At 72.0% G+C, this 17,302-nt stretch carries 11 protein-coding genes; 6 read left to right on the forward strand and 5 right to left on the reverse strand.

The features are described 5' to 3' along the window. The first annotated feature begins 41 nt into the window (after positions 1 to 41). From ACIBO8_RS20950 to ACIBO8_RS20970, 5 genes are all read left to right on the forward strand, one after another. Positions 42 to 1,676, forward strand: coding sequence for a diguanylate cyclase (locus ACIBO8_RS20950; protein ID WP_396116932.1), 1,635 nt, complete (start codon positions 42 to 44; stop codon positions 1,674 to 1,676). A gap of 81 nt (positions 1,677 to 1,757) precedes the next feature. After that, entirely contained in the window at positions 1,758 to 2,402 is a 645-nt protein-coding gene (locus tag ACIBO8_RS20955) for a carbohydrate-binding protein (protein WP_396116933.1), read from the forward strand. 83 nt (positions 2,403 to 2,485) lie between these two features. After that, positions 2,486 to 5,107, forward strand: a complete 2,622-nt coding sequence (locus ACIBO8_RS20960) for a putative bifunctional diguanylate cyclase/phosphodiesterase (RefSeq protein WP_396117108.1) — start codon at positions 2,486 to 2,488, stop codon at positions 5,105 to 5,107. A 194-nt stretch (positions 5,108 to 5,301) separates the two neighbouring features. Further along, positions 5,302 to 6,645 (forward strand): hypothetical protein, encoded by a 1,344-nt coding sequence (locus tag ACIBO8_RS20965; RefSeq protein WP_396116935.1) that lies wholly within the window; start codon positions 5,302 to 5,304, stop codon positions 6,643 to 6,645. Between the two features lie 59 nt (positions 6,646 to 6,704). Beyond that, complete coding sequence (locus ACIBO8_RS20970; RefSeq protein WP_396116936.1) at positions 6,705 to 8,261, forward strand: GGDEF domain-containing protein; 1,557 nt, start codon at positions 6,705 to 6,707, stop codon at positions 8,259 to 8,261. Here the strand turns inward: ACIBO8_RS20970 and ACIBO8_RS20975 are convergent. Together ACIBO8_RS20975 and ACIBO8_RS20980 are read right to left on the reverse strand one after the other, a co-directional pair. Then, complete coding sequence (locus ACIBO8_RS20975; RefSeq protein WP_396116937.1) at positions 8,251 to 9,870, reverse strand: methyl-accepting chemotaxis protein; 1,620 nt, start codon at positions 9,868 to 9,870, stop codon at positions 8,251 to 8,253. The two genes, ACIBO8_RS20970 and ACIBO8_RS20975, sit on opposite strands and share 11 nt — an antisense overlap. 57 nt (positions 9,871 to 9,927) lie before the next feature. Further along, on the reverse strand, positions 9,928 to 10,530 hold the full coding sequence (locus tag ACIBO8_RS20980) for an HdeD family acid-resistance protein (RefSeq protein ID WP_396116938.1): 603 nt from the start codon (positions 10,528 to 10,530) through the stop codon (positions 9,928 to 9,930). Positions 10,531 to 10,772: 242 nt separating this feature from the next. Between ACIBO8_RS20980 and ACIBO8_RS20985 the strand changes: the two genes are divergently transcribed. Beyond that, positions 10,773 to 12,185, forward strand: coding sequence for an MFS transporter (locus ACIBO8_RS20985; protein WP_396116939.1), 1,413 nt, complete (start codon positions 10,773 to 10,775; stop codon positions 12,183 to 12,185). Here ACIBO8_RS20985 and ACIBO8_RS20990 read toward each other — a convergent pair. From ACIBO8_RS20990 to ACIBO8_RS21000, 3 genes are read right to left on the reverse strand one after another with little or no spacing between them, the layout of a single operon-like run. Next, on the reverse strand, positions 12,118 to 13,113 hold the full coding sequence (locus ACIBO8_RS20990; RefSeq protein ID WP_396116940.1) for a YihY/virulence factor BrkB family protein: 996 nt from the start codon (positions 13,111 to 13,113) through the stop codon (positions 12,118 to 12,120). The two genes, ACIBO8_RS20985 and ACIBO8_RS20990, sit on opposite strands and share 68 nt — an antisense overlap. Then, on the reverse strand, positions 13,077 to 14,549 hold the full coding sequence (locus tag ACIBO8_RS20995; protein WP_396116942.1) for an alpha-amylase: 1,473 nt from the start codon (positions 14,547 to 14,549) through the stop codon (positions 13,077 to 13,079). Before ACIBO8_RS20995 ends, ACIBO8_RS20990 begins: the two co-directional genes overlap by 37 nt. Continuing rightward, positions 14,546 to 17,284: an MGH1-like glycoside hydrolase domain-containing protein gene (locus tag ACIBO8_RS21000; RefSeq protein WP_396116944.1), complete on the reverse strand. Its 2,739-nt coding sequence runs from the start codon at positions 17,282 to 17,284 to the stop codon at positions 14,546 to 14,548. Before ACIBO8_RS21000 ends, ACIBO8_RS20995 begins: the two co-directional genes overlap by 4 nt. Between the last annotated feature and the right edge of the window lie 18 nt (positions 17,285 to 17,302).

A 17,302-nucleotide genomic window follows, 5' to 3' on the forward strand; every position in this document is an offset into this window, starting at 1 on the left:
CTTCCGCTCACAGAGCCGGCGGCAATGCCGATATTCCGGACGTGGAGACCGCCCCCAGCGCCGCCGCCGAGCTCACGACCCTGGTCGAGGAGGCGGCGCGGCTGGTCCGGGACCCCCGGCGCCGGGTCGCGCTCGCCCGCGAAGGCCTCGACCGCGCCGTGGCGCTGGGCGACGACGTGGCACGCGTGCGCTGCACCGCGATGGTCACCGAGTTCACCGCCCGCCACGGCCACCCGGTCGACGCGCTGCCCACCGCGCTGAAGCTGGTGGCCGAGGCGGGCACGCTGGGCGATGACCAAGCGGCCGCCCAGGCGCACCACACCGCGGCGATGTGCCTTCACATGCTCGACTGCGTACCGGAGTCGATGGAGCATGCGCACGAGGCGCTGAGCTCGTACCGCAAAGCCGACGACGCCTACGGCGAGGGACGCGTCCTCAGCCTTGTCGCCGCTCTGTGGACCGATATGGGCGAGCGCCTACAGGCGCGCGAACTGCTCGAGCAGGCGCACGAGCTGTTTCTCGCCTGCGGCGACGAGAGCGGCGCCGCGACCATGCTCGCGATGACCGCCGAAGCGCAGCGCGAGACCGGTGACCCGGTCGCCGCCGCCGGGACCTGCGAGCGTGCCCTGCGGCTCTTCGAGAACGCGGGAATGCCGCTGGACGCACTGCGCGCGATGACCGCGTACGCGCAGGTGCTGGCCGACCTGGACCGGCCCGCCGACGCCGAGCGGTGGCTCGACCGCGCCGGGACGCACAACCGCCTGCCCGGCGGCGCCGTCGCCAACGAGGGGTACGAGCTGGAACGGCTGCTGGTACTGGTCCGTACGGTGCTGACGCCCGCCGGGCGCTGGGAAGCGGCGCGCCGCACGCTGGAGCAGGCGATCGCCGTCGCCGAGGACCTGCATTCCCTGCGATCCGGCGCGCTGGCCGAGTCCCTGCTCGCCGAGGTTCTGCACACGACCGGTGACGACGCGGGGGCCTACCGGCACCTCCTTCGCTGCCGCGAACTGGCCGACGCCGCCACACGGGGTGCGCACGACCGCCGGATCCGGGCCCTGCGGGTGCGCTTCGAGGTCGAGCAGGCGCAGCGCGAGGCCGCGCGGTATCGCCGGCAGACCGAGGAGCAGGCCGCCGTCATCGCGGAGCTGGAACGGCTCAACGCGGAGGTGCTGCACCTGAGCCGGACCGACCCGCTGACCGGGATCGCCAACCGCCGCCGGATGACCGAGTACCTCACCGACCTGGCGAACCTCAACCAGCGGTACGGCGCACCACCGCTCGCCGTCGCCGTCTTCGACGTGGACAAGTTCAAAGTCGTCAACGACCGGTACGGCCACGAGACCGGCGACCGCGTCCTGGTGGCCCTGAGCCGGCTGACGGCGGACCACCTGCGAGCCACGGACCTGCCGGCACGGCTCGGCGGCGACGAGTTCGTGATCGTGATGCCGGGCATCTCCCATGAGGACGCCGTGCGGGCCTGCCAGCGCCTGCTCGAGGCGGTGCGCAACCACCCCTGGGAGCAGCTGTCGGCGGGACTGGCGGTCCGCATCTCCATCGGCGTCGCCGACGGCTCGGGGCTGATCGACCCGGACGAGATGTTGCGCCGCGCCGACGCCGCTCTCTACCGCGCCAAGGCGGCCGGACGCGACGCGGTCGCGAGTTCCACGGCGCACTGATCAGCTTCTATTGATTTACATCTATGACACGCGTATGTTGCGAGGCTGTTAGGAAAGTTTCCTAAATATGTGGAGGACATGATGCGCCTCTCCCGCCTCGCCGTCCTCGCGATCCCGATCCTGCTCGCGATCGCGCCGGCGACAACCCCCGCACACGCCGCCCCCGTCACGGCGGCCGCCTGTCAGCAACAGAGCTTCCTCGAGGGCGACCACTACAGCGCCGTCCAGATCGCCCAGGAGGCCAAGAACGCCGGGTTCGCCGGGCAAGACTGGACGATCTCGGTGGCGGTGGCCCTCGCCGAGAGCGCCGGATGGACCCGGGCCCGGCTGATCAACACGGACTGCAGCGTCGACCGGGGACTCTGGCAGATCAACAGCTTCTGGCACGGCGAGGTCTCCGACTCCTGCGCGTTCAGCCCGTCCTGCGCCGCGAACGCCACGCACACGATCTGGGCCGCCCGCGGCTGGACCGAGTGGACGACCTACAACAACGGCGCGTACCAGGCCCACATGGCCGAGGCACAGGCCGCGGTCAACCAGGTCGGTGGCGGCGGAGGCGGCGGCGGCACCCCGCCACCGGCCGGGGGCACATGGCAGCCGAACACCGCGTACACCGCGGGACAGCAGGTCAGTTACGGCGGGCGGAACTACCGCTGCCTGCAGAGCCACACCTCCCTGCCCGGCTGGGAGCCGCCCAACGCCCCGGCCCTCTGGTCTCCCGCCTGACCTCCACGGTCCCTACCGCTCAGATCGGGCCCCGCTCGGCCGAATTTATGACGTCGTATCGGCGTGAAGAAGCGGGACCGGTGATGGCGGAACAGGCACCGACGCGGCTGGTTCGCGCGAGCGGCCTCGTCGCTGCCGCCACGGCGGTTCTCCAGGCGGCAACGCTGGTGCGCAGCGCCCTTCCGGCCTGGCTGCCGCTGCCGGCCGCGGCGGCCTCCCTGCTGCTGGCCGCCGCCGCCTGCGCGCTGCCCGCGCGGCAGGCGGCGGCCGGCACCGTCCGCCGGTTCTGGGGCCGGCTGACCGCGGCTCTCGCCGTCGGCGGCGGGACGGTCGCCGGCAGTGGGCACCCCGACGTGGCGCGATACGGCTTCGGCGCCGCCATCGTGCTCGCGCTGTGGGCCTTCGCCGGATTGCCGGCCGGCCCCTTCCCGGCCGCCCGCCGGCGGGAGATGTGGTTCGACATCGCGGCCGTGGTGTTCGCCGGCAGCCTTCTCGCCTGGTACTTCCGCACCGACGACGCCGGTTCGTCGCCCGGGGGGCGGCAACTGATCATCCTCGCGATCCTGGTCATGATGGTGGCGGGCCGGGTCGCGCAGGCCGGCGCCCGGACGGTCGACCGGCTGGCCCTGCGCAGCCTGGGCTGGGCGATGGCCGCCGTCGTCGGGGTCGTCGCGTACGTCCCCGTGCTGGACGGCCGCCCGGGGGCCGCCGCCGTGGTGATCGCCGCTCCGCTGGTCGGGCTCGCGGTGACCGCCGCCGCCCGCTCGCAGGGGGCGGCGACCGACCGGGTGCCGGGCTCCGGCAGGCGGGTCCGGCGGCCCACGCTGCTGCCGTACGTCGGCGTCACGATCATCGACGTCCTGCTGATCAACGCCGTACACCGGTCGACGTCGCAGATCATCGGGCTGACCCTCGGTTCGATCGGCCTCACCCTCGTGGTCGTGGTACGCCAGGTGCTGGTGTTCCGGGACAACGGCCGCCTGCTCGATCGCCTCGACGCCGGCATGCTGGAGCTCGGCCGCCAGGAGGCGCGGTTCCGGTACCTGGCCCAGGAGGCCAACGACGTCATCACGATCATCGATCAGAAGGGGGTCCTGCTCTACGCCAGCCCCCGCCTCGAACACGCGCTGGGTTACACCCCGGAGCAGGTCGTGGGCACCTCGGTGATCGAATACATCCATCCCGACGACCAGCACATAGCGGTGGAGAGCCTGACGGCGGCGCTCAGCAGGTTCGGCCACCGGTCGGTGTGGCAGCTGCGTTACCGGCATGCCCACGGCTCATGGCGGTGGATGGAGATCGTCAACACCAACCTGCTGGACGAGCCGAGCGTGCGCGGCATCGTCAGCACCGGTCGCGACATCACCGAGGCTCGACAGCACGCGGACGAACTGGCGTATCGGGCGACCCACGACCAGCTCACCGGGCTGCCGAACCGGGATCTGTTCACCCGGACCACCACTCAGATGCTCGAGGAGGCCGGGCCGGACGCGAAGGCCACCGTCGTCCTGGTCGACCTCGACGACTTCAAATCGATCAACGACCGGCTGGGGCACGCCGTGGGCGACGCGCTGATCGTGGCCGTCGGTGCCCGGCTGGGTGAGTGCCTGCGTACCGGCGACACGCTCGCCCGGCTCGGCGGCGACGAATTCGGGCTGCTGCTGTCCGGCGCCGGCGACGACGAGGCGACCCGGGTCATCGAGCACGTCCTGGCCGCCCTGCACCGGCCGGTCGCAGTCGCCGGCTACGAGCTCGTGGTGCACGGCAGCATCGGCCTGACCACCGGCGGGCTCGGCGAGGGCCAGGCCATCGAGCTGCTGCGCCAGGCGGACGTCGCGATGTACGCGGCCAAGGAGAGCGGTGGAAACCGCTGCGTGCGCTACGAGCCCGGCATGGACGCGGCCGCGCACGAGCACGCCAGGCTGGCCGCCGAACTGCACCAGGCCCTGGACAACGGCGAGTTCCACCTGCTCTACCAGCCCATCGTCGGGCTACCGGACGGCGACCTCATCGGCGTCGAAGCGCTCGTGCGCTGGCATCACCCAGTACGCGGGCTCGTCTCCCCGGTCGACTTCATCCCCGTGGCGGAACACACCGGCCTCATCGTGCCGGTCGGCGAATGGGTGCTGCGCGAGGCCTGCCGGCAGGGCGCGGAATGGCAGCTGCGCCACGGCGACCGGGCCCTGCGGAAGATCAACGTCAACGTCTCGGCCCGGCAGCTCCAGGAGCCGTCGTTCGTCGGCACGGTGGCGGCGGTGCTGGCCGAGAGCGGCCTCGACCCGTCGCGGCTGGTCATCGAGATCACCGAGACGGCGGTCTTCGGCGGCGGCAGCGCCGCCGAGACGGTCGCGGGACTGCGCGAACTCGGCTGCCGCATCGCCCTGGACGATTTCGGTACGGGACATTCCTCGCTGGGCCTGCTGCGCACCTGCCCGGTCGACGTGATCAAGGTGGACAAGTCCTTCGTCGACGGCGTCGGCGGCACCCTGGAGCAGGAGGCGATCGCCACCTCCATCGGCCAGATCGCCCAGGCGCTGCGGCTGGAGGCGGTCGCCGAGGGGGTGGAGACGGCGGCCCAGGCCGACCGCCTGCACCAGCTCGGATTCCGGCAGGCACAGGGCTTCTACTTCGCCCGGCCGCTGACCGCCGACGCGCTCGAGGCCCTGCTGGACGCCCCGTCGCTGCGACCGGCCGCGGTGGTCTGATCGGCCGTGCGCCGTGGAGCATGGTCGTGCGCCGCCGGGGACGACCGGGCGGCCGCGAATCCCGGGGCCGCCGCGTCACTCTGAGGGGTGCCGGATCCTTCATGTCGGACGCTCCTTCCTGCCGGCGTCCATCCAGCCAAAGGTCGCACACCATCGCCATGCGTCGATGTCGTCAAGGTTGTTAACCTTCGACCGTGGAACCCGCCCGGTCGCCGAACCAGGTCCTCGCCCACTGTCTCGCCGAGCTCGGCTGGAGCCCCCGGACCCTCGCGCGCCGGATCAACGACGCCTACGGCGCGGGCACCATCTCCGCGTCGGCCCCCTACCACTGGCGCGACCACGGCCGGGTGCCCTACCCACCGGTCTCCGGGTACGCCGCCCAGGTGCTCGCCGACGCACTGGGGCGCCCGATCGCCCTGGCGTACCTGTGGCAGGGCCGGGCCGCCGCCGGGCCGGGCGCGCAACCGGCTGAGTTCTGGACCGCTGCCGCCGGCCCGCCGTTCGGGGCGCCCGGCGACGCCGCTCCGGACAGCGGTGTCCTGGCCGACATCGCGTGGCGCTTCCTGGAGTTGGAGCCCGGGCGGCTGGCCGGCGCCCGGGACACCGGCGGCACCGGCGCCGTCCTCGTGGACCAGCTCGAGCGGGGGGTCGGCGCGCTCCGGGAAGCCGCCGAGACGGTCGACGGCGCCGACGCGCTCGGCCACGTGGCGGCGCAGTACCAGGCGGTGTCGCTGCTGCTACGGCAGGGCGGCCGCAGCGACGGGCTGACCCGGCGGCTGGTGCGGGCCCTGGGCGAGCTGGCGCAACTGGGCGCCTGGCTCGCGATGGACGCGGACCGTCCGCGCGAGTCCCGCGGCTATCTCGTGATCGCGCTGCGGGCGGCGCGCGAGGCGGGCGACCGCCGGCTGGCGGCCCACGTGCTGCGTGACCTCGCCGGCAACGTCGCCGCGGCCGGCCGCACCGCCGACGCCGTCCGCATCGGCGAGGCCGCCCTGCAGGCGGCGCCGCAACGGGGTCCGACCAGCGCCTTCGTCGCGGGGCAGCTGGCTTACGCCCTTGCCTGCCAGGGCGATCGCGCCGCCGCCCGGCACGTCGCGGAACGGGCCAGCGAATGGCTCGCGGCGGCGCCTGCCGGCGACGAGCCCGAATGGGTGTATCGACTGGCCTGCGGAACCACCGGCCCGATGGTGGCCCGCACCCTCGTACGGCTGGCGCACCACGACCTGAGGCGCGGTCGTCCGGTCCCGGCCCGCGCGTTGCTGCGGCGTGGCATCGCCCTGCTCGAGCCGGCACCCCGATCCCCGCGCGCCGCGCTCTACGAGGGGATCTACCTGGCCGGGGCCCACGTCGTCGGCGGCGACCTGGAGCAGGCGTGCACCGTCGGACGGGCCGCCGCCGAACGGCAGGCGCGGGTACGGTCGCCCCGCGGCGCCGCCCTCCTGCGAGCGCTGTGCCGGGACCTGATGCGCGCCGGGCCGCGTAACCGGTCGGTCCTGGCGTTCCGGGCCGACGTCGAGGGCGCCCGGTTCACGAGCTGATTCCCTCAGGTCGGTCACGGCGGCGCCGAAGAAGACCTTCGGCCGGAAGAGGAGCGACCATGGACACCACCGCGCTCGACGCCGGGGCCCTGTCGGATGCCCTCACGGAGCTCGAGGACGGGTACGTCTTCGACACGTCCGTCATGCGTACGCGGGCTGTCGCGCTCGAACGACGGGCGTACGAACTCGGCGACGAGCTGCTGGCGGCCCGCGCCCGCCTGTGCTCGGGCCACCTGGGGCTGCGCTCGGGCGATCTCTCTCAGACCACCCGGATCCTGACGGTGGTCACCCGCTGGGCCACCGCGCACGACGCCCGCCCGCTGTTGTCGCGGGCACACTCCCTGTGGGCCACCCTGTACCGCCACCTCGGCGATGCGGCGGCCGCCCTGGACCACATGCTGATCAGCGTCGAGTTGCTCGACGGGTCGGCCACGGCGTACATGCAGGTCTGGCACCGCACCAAGCTGGCCGACGCGCTGGGACAGGTAGGGTCGATCGGTTCCGCGCGCGAGCGCTACGCGCAGGCCGAGCAGCTCGCGGCGCGCCTGGGGCAGGAGAGGCTGCGCGTCGGCACCCTCAACAACTGGGCCTGGACCGAGTCCGCGTTCGGCGACCCGGAGGAGGCCCAGCGGATCGCCGCCGCGATGCTGCACGCCGCGGCGGCGTACGGCCACGAACTCGAGCCCGCCGACATGGACACGGTCGCGTCCATCCACGTCGCGAGCGGCCGGTACGAGGAAGCCGAGCGCATGATGCGCGAGTGCATCGACCGGCACCGCCGCGGCGAGCACGAAGAGGCCGACGCCCTGGCGGAGTACCTGCTCACCCTGGCGCGCGCCCAGCGTGGCCGCGCGGCGGCGGACCAGGCCCAGCGCACCCTGGACGACTGCCGGGCCCTCTGCACCGACCGGGACCTGCACGCCCTCATGGCCCGGGTCCACCAGGAGCAGGCGGAGCTGCACGCCTCGCAGGGCCGGTTCGCCGAGGCCCTGCTCTCCCACAAGGCCTTCTTCGCCCTGCACAGCCGGCTGCACTCGCAGCAACGGGAGGCGCAGGCGCGGACCCGGCAGGCCATGTTCGAGACCGCCGAAGCGCGCCGCGAGGCCGAGCGCTTCCGCGAGCAGGCGCGGCGCGACCCCCTGACCGGCCTGTGGAACCGGCGCTTCCTCGACGAACGGCTCCCCGGCCTGGTCGGCGACTGCTCCCGGCTGACGCTGGCCCTGCTCGACGTCGACAACTTCAAGCGCCTGAACGACGAGCTGTCCCACGACGCGGGTGACCAGGTGCTCGTCCGCCTCGCCCGGATCCTCGACTCGGCACTGGAGGCCTGCGCCCCGGACGGCTTCGCGGCACGCCTGGGCGGCGAGGAATTCCTCCTGGTGCTGCCGGGGATCGCACCAGGGGAGGCCATGCCGATGCTGGATGCACTGCGGCTGCGCATCCGCGATCACGGCTGGAGCGATCTGACCGGGGCACGGCCGGTCACCGTGAGCGCCGGCGTCGCCGGGCTGCCGGACGACGGCGACAACACCGCGCCGGCGCTGCTCGCCGGTGCCGATGCCCGCCTCTACAAGGCCAAGCGCGCCGGGCGCGACCGGGTCGTCCTCACACCTTGAACGTCGTGGCGGTGTGATTCATCTGCTCCGCCATGGAAGCGAGTTCCTCGATGGTGGCGGTGCTCTGCGTCAGGTCGCTGTGGGTGTGCTGAACGGTGTCGGCGACGGCGGCGACGTGTTCGGCGATCCGGGCCGATCCGGTCGCCGTCTGTGCCACGTTGCGGCTCATCTCGGCGGTGGTCGCGCTCTGTTCCTCCACCGCGCCGGCGATGGCGGTCACGTAGTCGTTGATCCGCTCGATGACGCCCTGGAAGGTGCCGATGACCTCGGCGGCGCCGCTGCTGTCGTCCTGGATGGCGCGGACCCGGGCGCTGATGTCCTCGGTGGCCCGCGCGGTCTCCTGAGCGAGGTCCTTGACCTCGCCGGCGACCACGGCGAAGCCCTTGCCCGCCTCGCCGGCCCGGGCCGCCTCGATGGTCGCGTTCAGGGCCAGCAGGTTGGTCTGCTGCGCGATGGCGTTGATGACCTTCACCACCGCGCCGATCTCCGACGACGACCCGTTGAGCTGGCGCACCCGAACGCCTGCGACCGACGCCGCGTTCAGCGCCTCGGTGGACACGCTCGCCGCCTGGGCGGCGCTGTGGCCGATCTCCTGGATGGAGACCTCCATCTCCTCGGTGGCGGCGGCGACCGTCTGACTGTTCGTGCTGACCTCCTCGGCGGCGGCCGCGGCGTTGCTGACCTGGGTCGCCGCGTCGTCGGAGCCCGTGACGACCCGGCCGGTGCCGGCGCGCAGGGCCTGCGACGCCCGCGACAGCTGCGCGGCGTCGGCCTTGATCCGGGTGACGGCGGCACCGAGCGTGTCGGCGGCTTCGTTGACCGCCGTACCCATGTCCCGCAGTTCACCGCCCATCGCCTTGGTGTCGACCCGCCGGGTGAGGTCCCGGCCCGCCACGGCCTTGAGCGTGGCCACCGCCGCGGTCAGCGGCGCGACGATGCTGCGCCGCGTCAGGTACACCAGCGGTACGGCGAGCAGCAGCGCGACGATCATGGCCATGCTGAGCTCGATCTGGGCCCTGCGCGAGGCGGCGGTCGCCTTGGCGGCGGCCTCATCGCTGCGCGACTGGGCGCTGTTGACCAGGTCCTGCGTGTTCTTGAGAATCCGGAAGTAGATGTCCCAGGACGCGCCGCCGATGGTCTCGTTCGCCTTGGCGACCGACTGCGGGGTCCCCTCGGCGAACAGGGCCACGATCGTGTCGTCCATGGCCAGGAAGGCGTCCCAGTCGTCGCGGATCGCCTTGAAGATCTTCTGCTCCTGCGGCGTCATCGTGGTCGTGTCGACGCTCTTGAGATGGGTACGCAGGCGCCCGACGACCTCCAGGTAGCCGGCGCGGCTGACGGCGTCCGGCTTGACCGCCGCCTTGGGGTCACCCAGCGCGGCCTCCCACGCGTACGCGACCTGCCAGCCGCTGACGTCGGAGTTGAAATACTTGATCTCCTGGACGGCCCGGCTGAGCAGCAGCATGTCCTTCATGTGCGCGACCGCGCGGTCCTGCGCCCGCAGGGCGACCAGGCCCACCACACCGGCGGCGACGAACAACGCCACCACCGTGCCCAGGCACACGACCAGCCGCGCGCCGACGCGGAGTCGGCCGAACAGACCCACCATTCTCCGAACGTACAGCGCGCCAGGGGTAGCCGAGGCGCGCTTCGGATACTGCAACGGTCACGCTGCGCGGGCCTTGCGCAGGACGAATGCCAGCACGACTTCGGCCAGACCGACGACCAGGCTGCTCACACCGGTCAGCACCACGAGAGCGGTGAGCGACACGTCCGGCAGCAGCAGGAAGACGACACCGGCGAGCAGCGACACCAGGCCCACGGCGACGAGGCCGATCCGGATGGAACCGGTCCGCTGCAGGCCGATCAGGATCCCGGTGAGCCCGCTGAGGATCCAGGTGATCGCGAAGAGCAGCGCCAGGACGGCCAGGCGGCTGACGAGATCGCGCAGGCAGATCAGGCCCGCGATGAGCACCACGATGCCGACGATCCCGGACAGGACGTGGCGGGCGATGCTCCCCCCGCTGCTCGGCAGGAACGCGCCGATGATCCGGGCGATCCCGGCCACGAGCAGCCAGACACCCGCGAGCGCCGCCATGAGCCGCAGGGAGAGGTCGGGCCAGATGAGGACCGCTGCGCCGAAGACGACGCCGCAGAGCCCGGTGGCCAGCACGGTCCACCAGGGCACCGGCATCGATCGGAGCTCGGTGGCCGCGTCCGGCCAGCCGCCCGCCGTGCCGCGGCCGACGTCTGCGGATGTCCCGGTCATGGTGACCTCCTTGCTCGCCGCGGGGGCGCTGATGCGCTGTCGTGCGCTAACGGCGTGGATCGCCGTGCTGAGCAAACCCGCGCGCCGCCGCGCGGTCATCATCCGCGGTGGGTGAGCGAGCGAGAACCCGGCCGGACGCCGGGAGTCGCCTCATGCCCGGAGGATGATGTCCCCGCGCCCCGCGAAGCGCACGCTGCCCCGTGGAATCCGGAACAATCTCCAGCTGAGCAGGGCGGTGCGGAATGGCTGAGCAGGTCATGGCGGGACGGCCCCCGAGTGCGCTGCGCCGGGCACTCGTTCCCTTCGCGCTGGCGCAGTTCATCTGCAGCTTCGCCGGCTCGAACATGAACGTGATGATCAACGACATCAGCAAGGATCTGCACACGACCGTGCAGGGGGTGCAGATCGCCATCACGATCTTCCTGCTCGTGATGGCGGCGCTGATGATCCCCGGCGGGAAGCTGACCGACCGCTTCGGCCGCAAACGATGCCTGACCGCCGGCCTCATCGTGTACGGGATCGGCGCGCTGCTCAGCGCGGTTGCGCCGGGCCTGGGCGTCCTCATCCTCGGCAACTCGATCCTGGAGGGCATCGGGACGGCGCTGCTGATCCCGCCGGTCTACATCCTCACCACCTTGCTCTTCACCGAGCTGACCTCCCGGGCCCGGGCCTTCGGCGCGATCAGCGCGATGGGTGGCATCGGCGCCGCCGCCGGCCCGTTGATCGGTGGCTTCATCACCTCGGCGTTCAGCTGGCGGGCCTCCTTCGTGCTGCAGGCCCTCATCATTGCGGTGATCGTCGTGCTGAGCCGCCGCTGGGTCAAGGACCCGCTCCCGCCGGACCCGACGCGGCCGTTCGACATCGGCGGCGCGGTCCTGTCGGCGCTCGGGCTGCTCCTCGTCGTCACCGGCATCCTCGCCGCGGACGACAACCTCTGGCTCATGACCGGACTGCTCGCCGCCGGCGCGCTCGTCCTGACGTGGTTCTTCGTGTCGATGCGGGCCAAGGAGCGCTCGGGCCGGGAGGCGCTGTTGTCGATGGCGCTGTTCCACAACCGCACGTCGAACCTCGGTCTGGTCACCCAGCACGTGCAATGGCTCATGCTCATGGGCATCTCGTTCACCGTGTCGGCGTACCTGCAGGTGGTGCGGGGCTACAACGCGGTCGAGACGGGCCTGATCTTCACGGCGACGACCGCCGGCCTGCTGGTGTCGTCGCTGGCCGCAGAGCGGTTCGCGAAGCGGCGCGCCCCGCGGACCGTCATCGTGGCCGGCTTCGTCGTCACGATCGCCGGAATCGTCACCGAGCTGGTCATGGTGAAGGGTACGAGCGAGGTGTGGACCTTCCTGCCGGGGCTCGTGCTGATCGGGCTCGGACTGGGCGCGATGCTGACGCCGTCGGTGAACATCGTGCAGTCGAGCTTCGGCGACGATCTTCAGGGTGAGATCTCGGGTCTGTCCCGCAGCATCTCCAACCTCGGGTCGTCGGTGGGCGCGGCGCTGGCCGGGACCGTCCTCGTCGCGGGCCTCACCTCCACGCCCGAGCGGTCCTACGCGCTGGCGATGGTCGTCGTGGCGGCCGCCGGTCTCATCGGCCTGGTGGCGGCGCTGCTGCTGCCCCGGGGTCGCATACCGGCGGGAACAGGCGTGAGCTGATCCGCTGGCCCGGGACGCGCTCCTGTTCCCGGGCCAGCAGTTCGAGGGCGTGGGCGTCCGCCTCGGTGGGCCGCCCACGGTCGACGGCTCGCGGCCACAGGCGGGCCTCGCGCACCGCGGCGGTCTCGGCCGCGAGGACCAGGGCGTTGCTGAGGACGTACAGCAGCGTGAACATGCCGGCGACCGTCGCGAATCCGCCGTAGACGGGCCCGGCGCGCCGGACGAGGCCGGGCAGCAACGCCACACCGAGCTCCAGCGCGCAGGTCGCCGCGACCGCGCCCGGCAGAGCGGCCGGCCAGAGCGCCCGTACGGGCGCCGGGCGGGCCAGCAGCAGGCGCGCGACCAGCAGAAGAACGGCGAAGACGATCGCCGCCTCCCCCACGACCGCCAGGAGCCCGGACACCGCGGTCACCACGACGAGGCAGCCGACGGTCACCGCCCCGCTCAGGATCAGTACCAGGGCGGCCACGACCCGCAGCGCACCGGACACCATTCCGTGACGCCGCCGGTACGGGACAGCCGCCAGGTGGTTCAGCGTGCGAGCCGCCGCGAAGACCACACCCGTCCCGGACAGCAACAGACCGGTCAGGCCGGCGACCAGGGCCACCGGCGAGTCCGGTACGGCGCCCGCCGCGTCCGCGACCGTGGGCTGCAGCGACGGCGGCACCATCGCCAGGATCAGCCGTTGCTGCAGCTCCGGACGCTGGGCGAGGGCGCGGGTGACGGCCGTCTGCGCGAGCAGCAGCGCCGGGAAGAGGCTGAGGAAGCCGTAGTAGGTGATGAGTGCCGCCTCCCGGCCGCCCCCGTCGTCGAGGTACTTGCGGAGCACCGCGAACGGGAACCCCAGGACCGCCCGGCGCCGCTGCAGGCGGTCGAGCCGTTCCAGGACGGTCAGCGCGGCTCCAGGGCCAGCACGTGGGCACCCCACGGCGGCAGGTCGACGTAGAGGCCCGCACCGGCGAGTTCGGCGCCGTCCCGCCGGTAGACCTGGCCCTCCACCAGGTCGGTGAGCCGCCACTCACGACCGCGCAGCGCTTCCCACGGCAGCGGTACGCGCCCCTGCGAGGCATGGTCGGCCAGGTTCACGACGACCAGATGATGCGGCAGGCTGCCGTGCCAGGCCCAGGCCAGCAGGTTCCGGTGCGTCGGGTTGTCCGGCCACCCGGTGACGCCCAGGAGCGTCCAGCTTCCCCGGCGCAGCAGCGCGGCCGCGGCGATCAGGCGGCGGTAGAAGCGGGCGAGCTCGTTGTCGACCGGCTCGTCCGGGCGTCGGCCGAGGAACACCGGCAGCTGCACGCGGCGCCCCTCGAACTGACCCTGATGCCACAGCGTGGCGCCCGGGAGCGTCGCGATGGCCACCGCCGCAGCCCGGTCCCGGCCACCCGGCAGGGCGGTCGCGGCCCGCGGCTCGTCGTGGTTCTCGATGAAGCGCAGGAGCCGTTCCTGATAGTCCACCCGGGCACCGAGGTGCATCCTTACCGCCCCGGCGTCCTCGTGCGCGAGGCGGTCGTAGAGGCGCTTGTCGTAGCAGAAGTCGAAGCCTTGTTGCTGCAGCGTCCACTCCATGTCCCAGTACGCCTCCGCGATCAGCACCGCACCGGGATACCGCCGGCGTACGTGTCCGATCACCGCCGGCCAGAACTCCTCCGCCGGCGCGGGACCCGCGTGTGCACCCCAGGTCTTGCCGAACACGTCGTTCGTGAGCAGCATCGCCATGTCGCAGCGGACGCCGTCGCAATGGCTCAGGATCTCGCTCAGGACACCCGCCGTCGCCCGCCGCATGCCGCCGTTGTACGCATCGAGCTGCACGACGTCGGGCCACGGCGCGAAGTACGGGTCGCGACCGTGGGCCAGCACCTCCCCACCGATCTCGCACCACGCCTCGGGATCCTTCGCCCGGTCGTCCGCGGTGCCCCGCACGAACCAGTCCGGATGCGCCATCACGGCCGGGTGGTCCGGGGCGACGTGGTTCGGCACGTAGTCGAGGATCAGATGCAGCCCCCGCCGGGCCAGTTGTGCGCGCGCCACCGCGAGCGCGGCCGGGCCGCCCAGGCTCTCGTCCACGACGTACCGGCGTACGCAGTACGGCGAGCCGACGACGTCGTCCGGCCGCAGGTCGGGGAGCGCCGCACGGAAGGTTTCCTGCAGCGCGGCGTTGTGACGAGCGATGTCCAGCCCGGCCCCGCTGCGCTCCCAGACACCCATCAACCAGACGGCGTTGGTGCCCACCGGGGCCAGCTCGTCCCAGATCCGCGCCGGCACGTCGGCGAGCGTCGCGGAGGATCCCAGTCGCTGTCTCAGGGCGGTCAGCCAGGGCACCGTGTCGACCTCGTAGACCACGGGGTGGGAGGGCCAGCCGGTCATCGGACATCCTTTCCGGACCGCTCACGCCGGACGCTGATCAGGCCGTGTTCGAGCAGATCCTCGCTGGTGAGGCCGGCGAACAGGTGCGGGAGCACCGCGACCAGCCCGGTCCACCCGGTCTGGTGGGAGGCGCCCAGGCCGGCGCCGTTGTCGCCGTGGAAGTACTCCGAGAACGTCACGAGGTCGCGCCAGTGCTCGTCCTCGGCGAAGAGGGCCTGGCCCCCGTAGCAGGGCCGGTGCCCGCGGGCGTCCGGCAGGAAGATCCGCGTCAGCCGTCCGGAGATGTCGCGCGCGACCTCGAAGAGCGTCATCCGCTTGCCCGAGCCGGTCGGGCACTCCACGGTGAAGTCGTCGCCGTAACACACGTGCAGATTGAGCAGTGCCCGGATCATCAATGCGTTCATCGGGAACCAGACCGGTCCGCGCCAGTTCGAGTTGCCGCCGAACATGCCGGAGTCGGACTCCGCCGGCTGGTACGACACCTGGAACCGGCGGCCGTCCACCTCCAGGTCGTACGGGTGGTCGGCGTGATACCGGGAGAGCGAGCGGATCCCGTACGGGCTGAGGAACTCGTCCTCGTCGAGCAGCCGCGCCAGGATGCGGCGCAGCCGCGACTCGTCGAAGAGCGCCAGCAGGTGATTGCCGCGCTGGCCCCGGAGCCGGCCCTCGGACAGCACCGAGGTCACGCTCGGGTGGCGGGCGACGAAGTCCTTCGCGGCCTCGAGCAGCTCCGGATACCGATCCGTCATGTGCGGTCCGAGAACCGTGGCGGCGGCCAGCGGCAGCAGACCGACCATCGAGCGCACGCGCAGCCGCGTGGCGCTGCCGTCGGGCCGGCGCAGCAGATCGTAGAAGAAGCCGTCCTCCTCGTCCCACATCGTCTCGGCCTTGCCGGAGGTGTGACCGACCGCGACCGCGATCCACGCGAAGTGCTCGAAGAACGTCTGCGCCTGCTCGAGGTAGACGGGGTCCTCCTCGGCCAGCTCCAGCGCGATCTGCAGCATGTTCTGGCAGTACAGCGCCATCCACGCCGTACCGTCTGCCTGGTCGAGGTGGCCGCCGGTGGGCAGCGGGGCGCTGCGGTCGAAGACGCCGATGTTGTCCAGGCCGAGGAAGCCGCCCTGGAAGACGTTGCGGCCGTCGACGTCCTTGCGGTTCACCCACCAGGTGAAGTTCTTGGCGAGCTTGTGGAACGCGTTCTCCAGCCAGGCCCGGTCGCCGTGCCCCGTGCGGGACTTCTCGAGCTCGTACAGCAGGTACGCGGCCCAGGCGTGCACCGGCGGGTTCACGTCGCTGAAGTTCCACTCGTACGCGGGGATCTGGCCGTTGGGATGCAGATAGCGCCGGCTCAGGAGCAGGTCCAGCTGTCCCTTCGCGAAGGCGATGTCGACCAGGCCGAGAGTCACCGCGTGGAAGGCGAGATCCCACGCCGCGAACCACGGGTACTCCCAGGTGTCCGGCATGGAGATGATGTCGTGGCCGAGCAGGTGGAACCATTCGCCGTTGCGGATGCCCTGCGCGTCCAGCGGGTCCAGGCCGTGCTCGGCGAGCCACTGTTCGACGTCGTAGCCGAAGTACTGCTTGCTCCACAGCATGCCGGCGAGCGCCTGCCGCGTCACCTGCCGCTCACCGTCGCTCAGCTCCGGGGCCAGCAGGTCCTGATAGAACTCGTCCGCCTCGGCCCGGCGCTGCCGTACGATCTCGTCGAAGCCTTCCGGCTCGGTACGGGGATCCGGGGCACCCGGCACGACCCTCTCGTCGGTGAGCCGCACGCGGACCGTCTCCGAGCCGCCGGGCGGTAGCGTCAGCGCGACGTCGACGGCGACCTTCGTGCCGGTCATCGCGGGGTTGACCGCCGTGTCGTCGCCGTGCACGACGAAGCGGTCGATGCCGTCCTTGACGTACGGTGACGGGTTGGGCGTACCGAAGAGCCGCTCGGTGTTGGTGTCGTTACTGGTGAACAGCAACCGGTGGGTGCCCTGGCACAGCAGCCAGCGGTCGCCGAGCCGATGGTGGGAGGCCGCGACGACGGACGCCCCGGGCACGCCGGGCACCTCGCGCAGTGCCGGCCTGTTGCCGTTCGAGCCCCAGGACCAGGTGTTGCGGAACCACACGGTGGGCAGCAGGCGCAGCTCCGCCGTTTCCGGCCCGCGGTTGTGCACGGTGATCCGCAGCAGCACGTCCTCGGGACCGGCTTTGGCGTACTCCAGGACGACGTCGAAGTAACGGCTGTCCGCGAACACGCCGGTGTCCAGCAGCTCGTACTCGAACTCGGCGCGGCTCCGGGACCGGTTGGTCGCGACCAGGTCGGCGTACGGGAATTCCCGCTGCGGATATTTGTAGAGCATCCGCTGGTAGGAGTGGGTCGGCGTGGCGTCCAGGTGGAAGTAGTACTCCTTGACGTCCTCGCCGTGGTTGCCCTCGGCGTTGGTCAGCCCGAAGAACCGCTCCTTGAGGATCGGGTCACGCCCGTTCCACATCGCGACGGCCAGGCACATCCGCTGCTCGGCGTCGCTGAACCCGGCTATGCCGTCCTCGCCCCAGCGGTACGCGCGGGAGCGGGCCTGGTCGTGGCTGAGGTAGGTCCAGGCCTCCCCGTCCGCGCTGTAGTCCTCGCGGACCGTGCCCCACTGGCGGTCGCTGACATAAGGACCCCATCGGCGCCATCCGGCGCCCGTCGTACCGGCCTCGCGCAGCCGTCGCTGCTCGGCCCCGGAGGATGCTGCAGTCGTCATGCCGTCATGGTCACCGCG

Source organism: Actinoplanes sp. NPDC049681, from assembly GCF_044465265.1.
Lineage (GTDB): Bacteria > Actinomycetota > Actinomycetes > Mycobacteriales > Micromonosporaceae > Actinoplanes.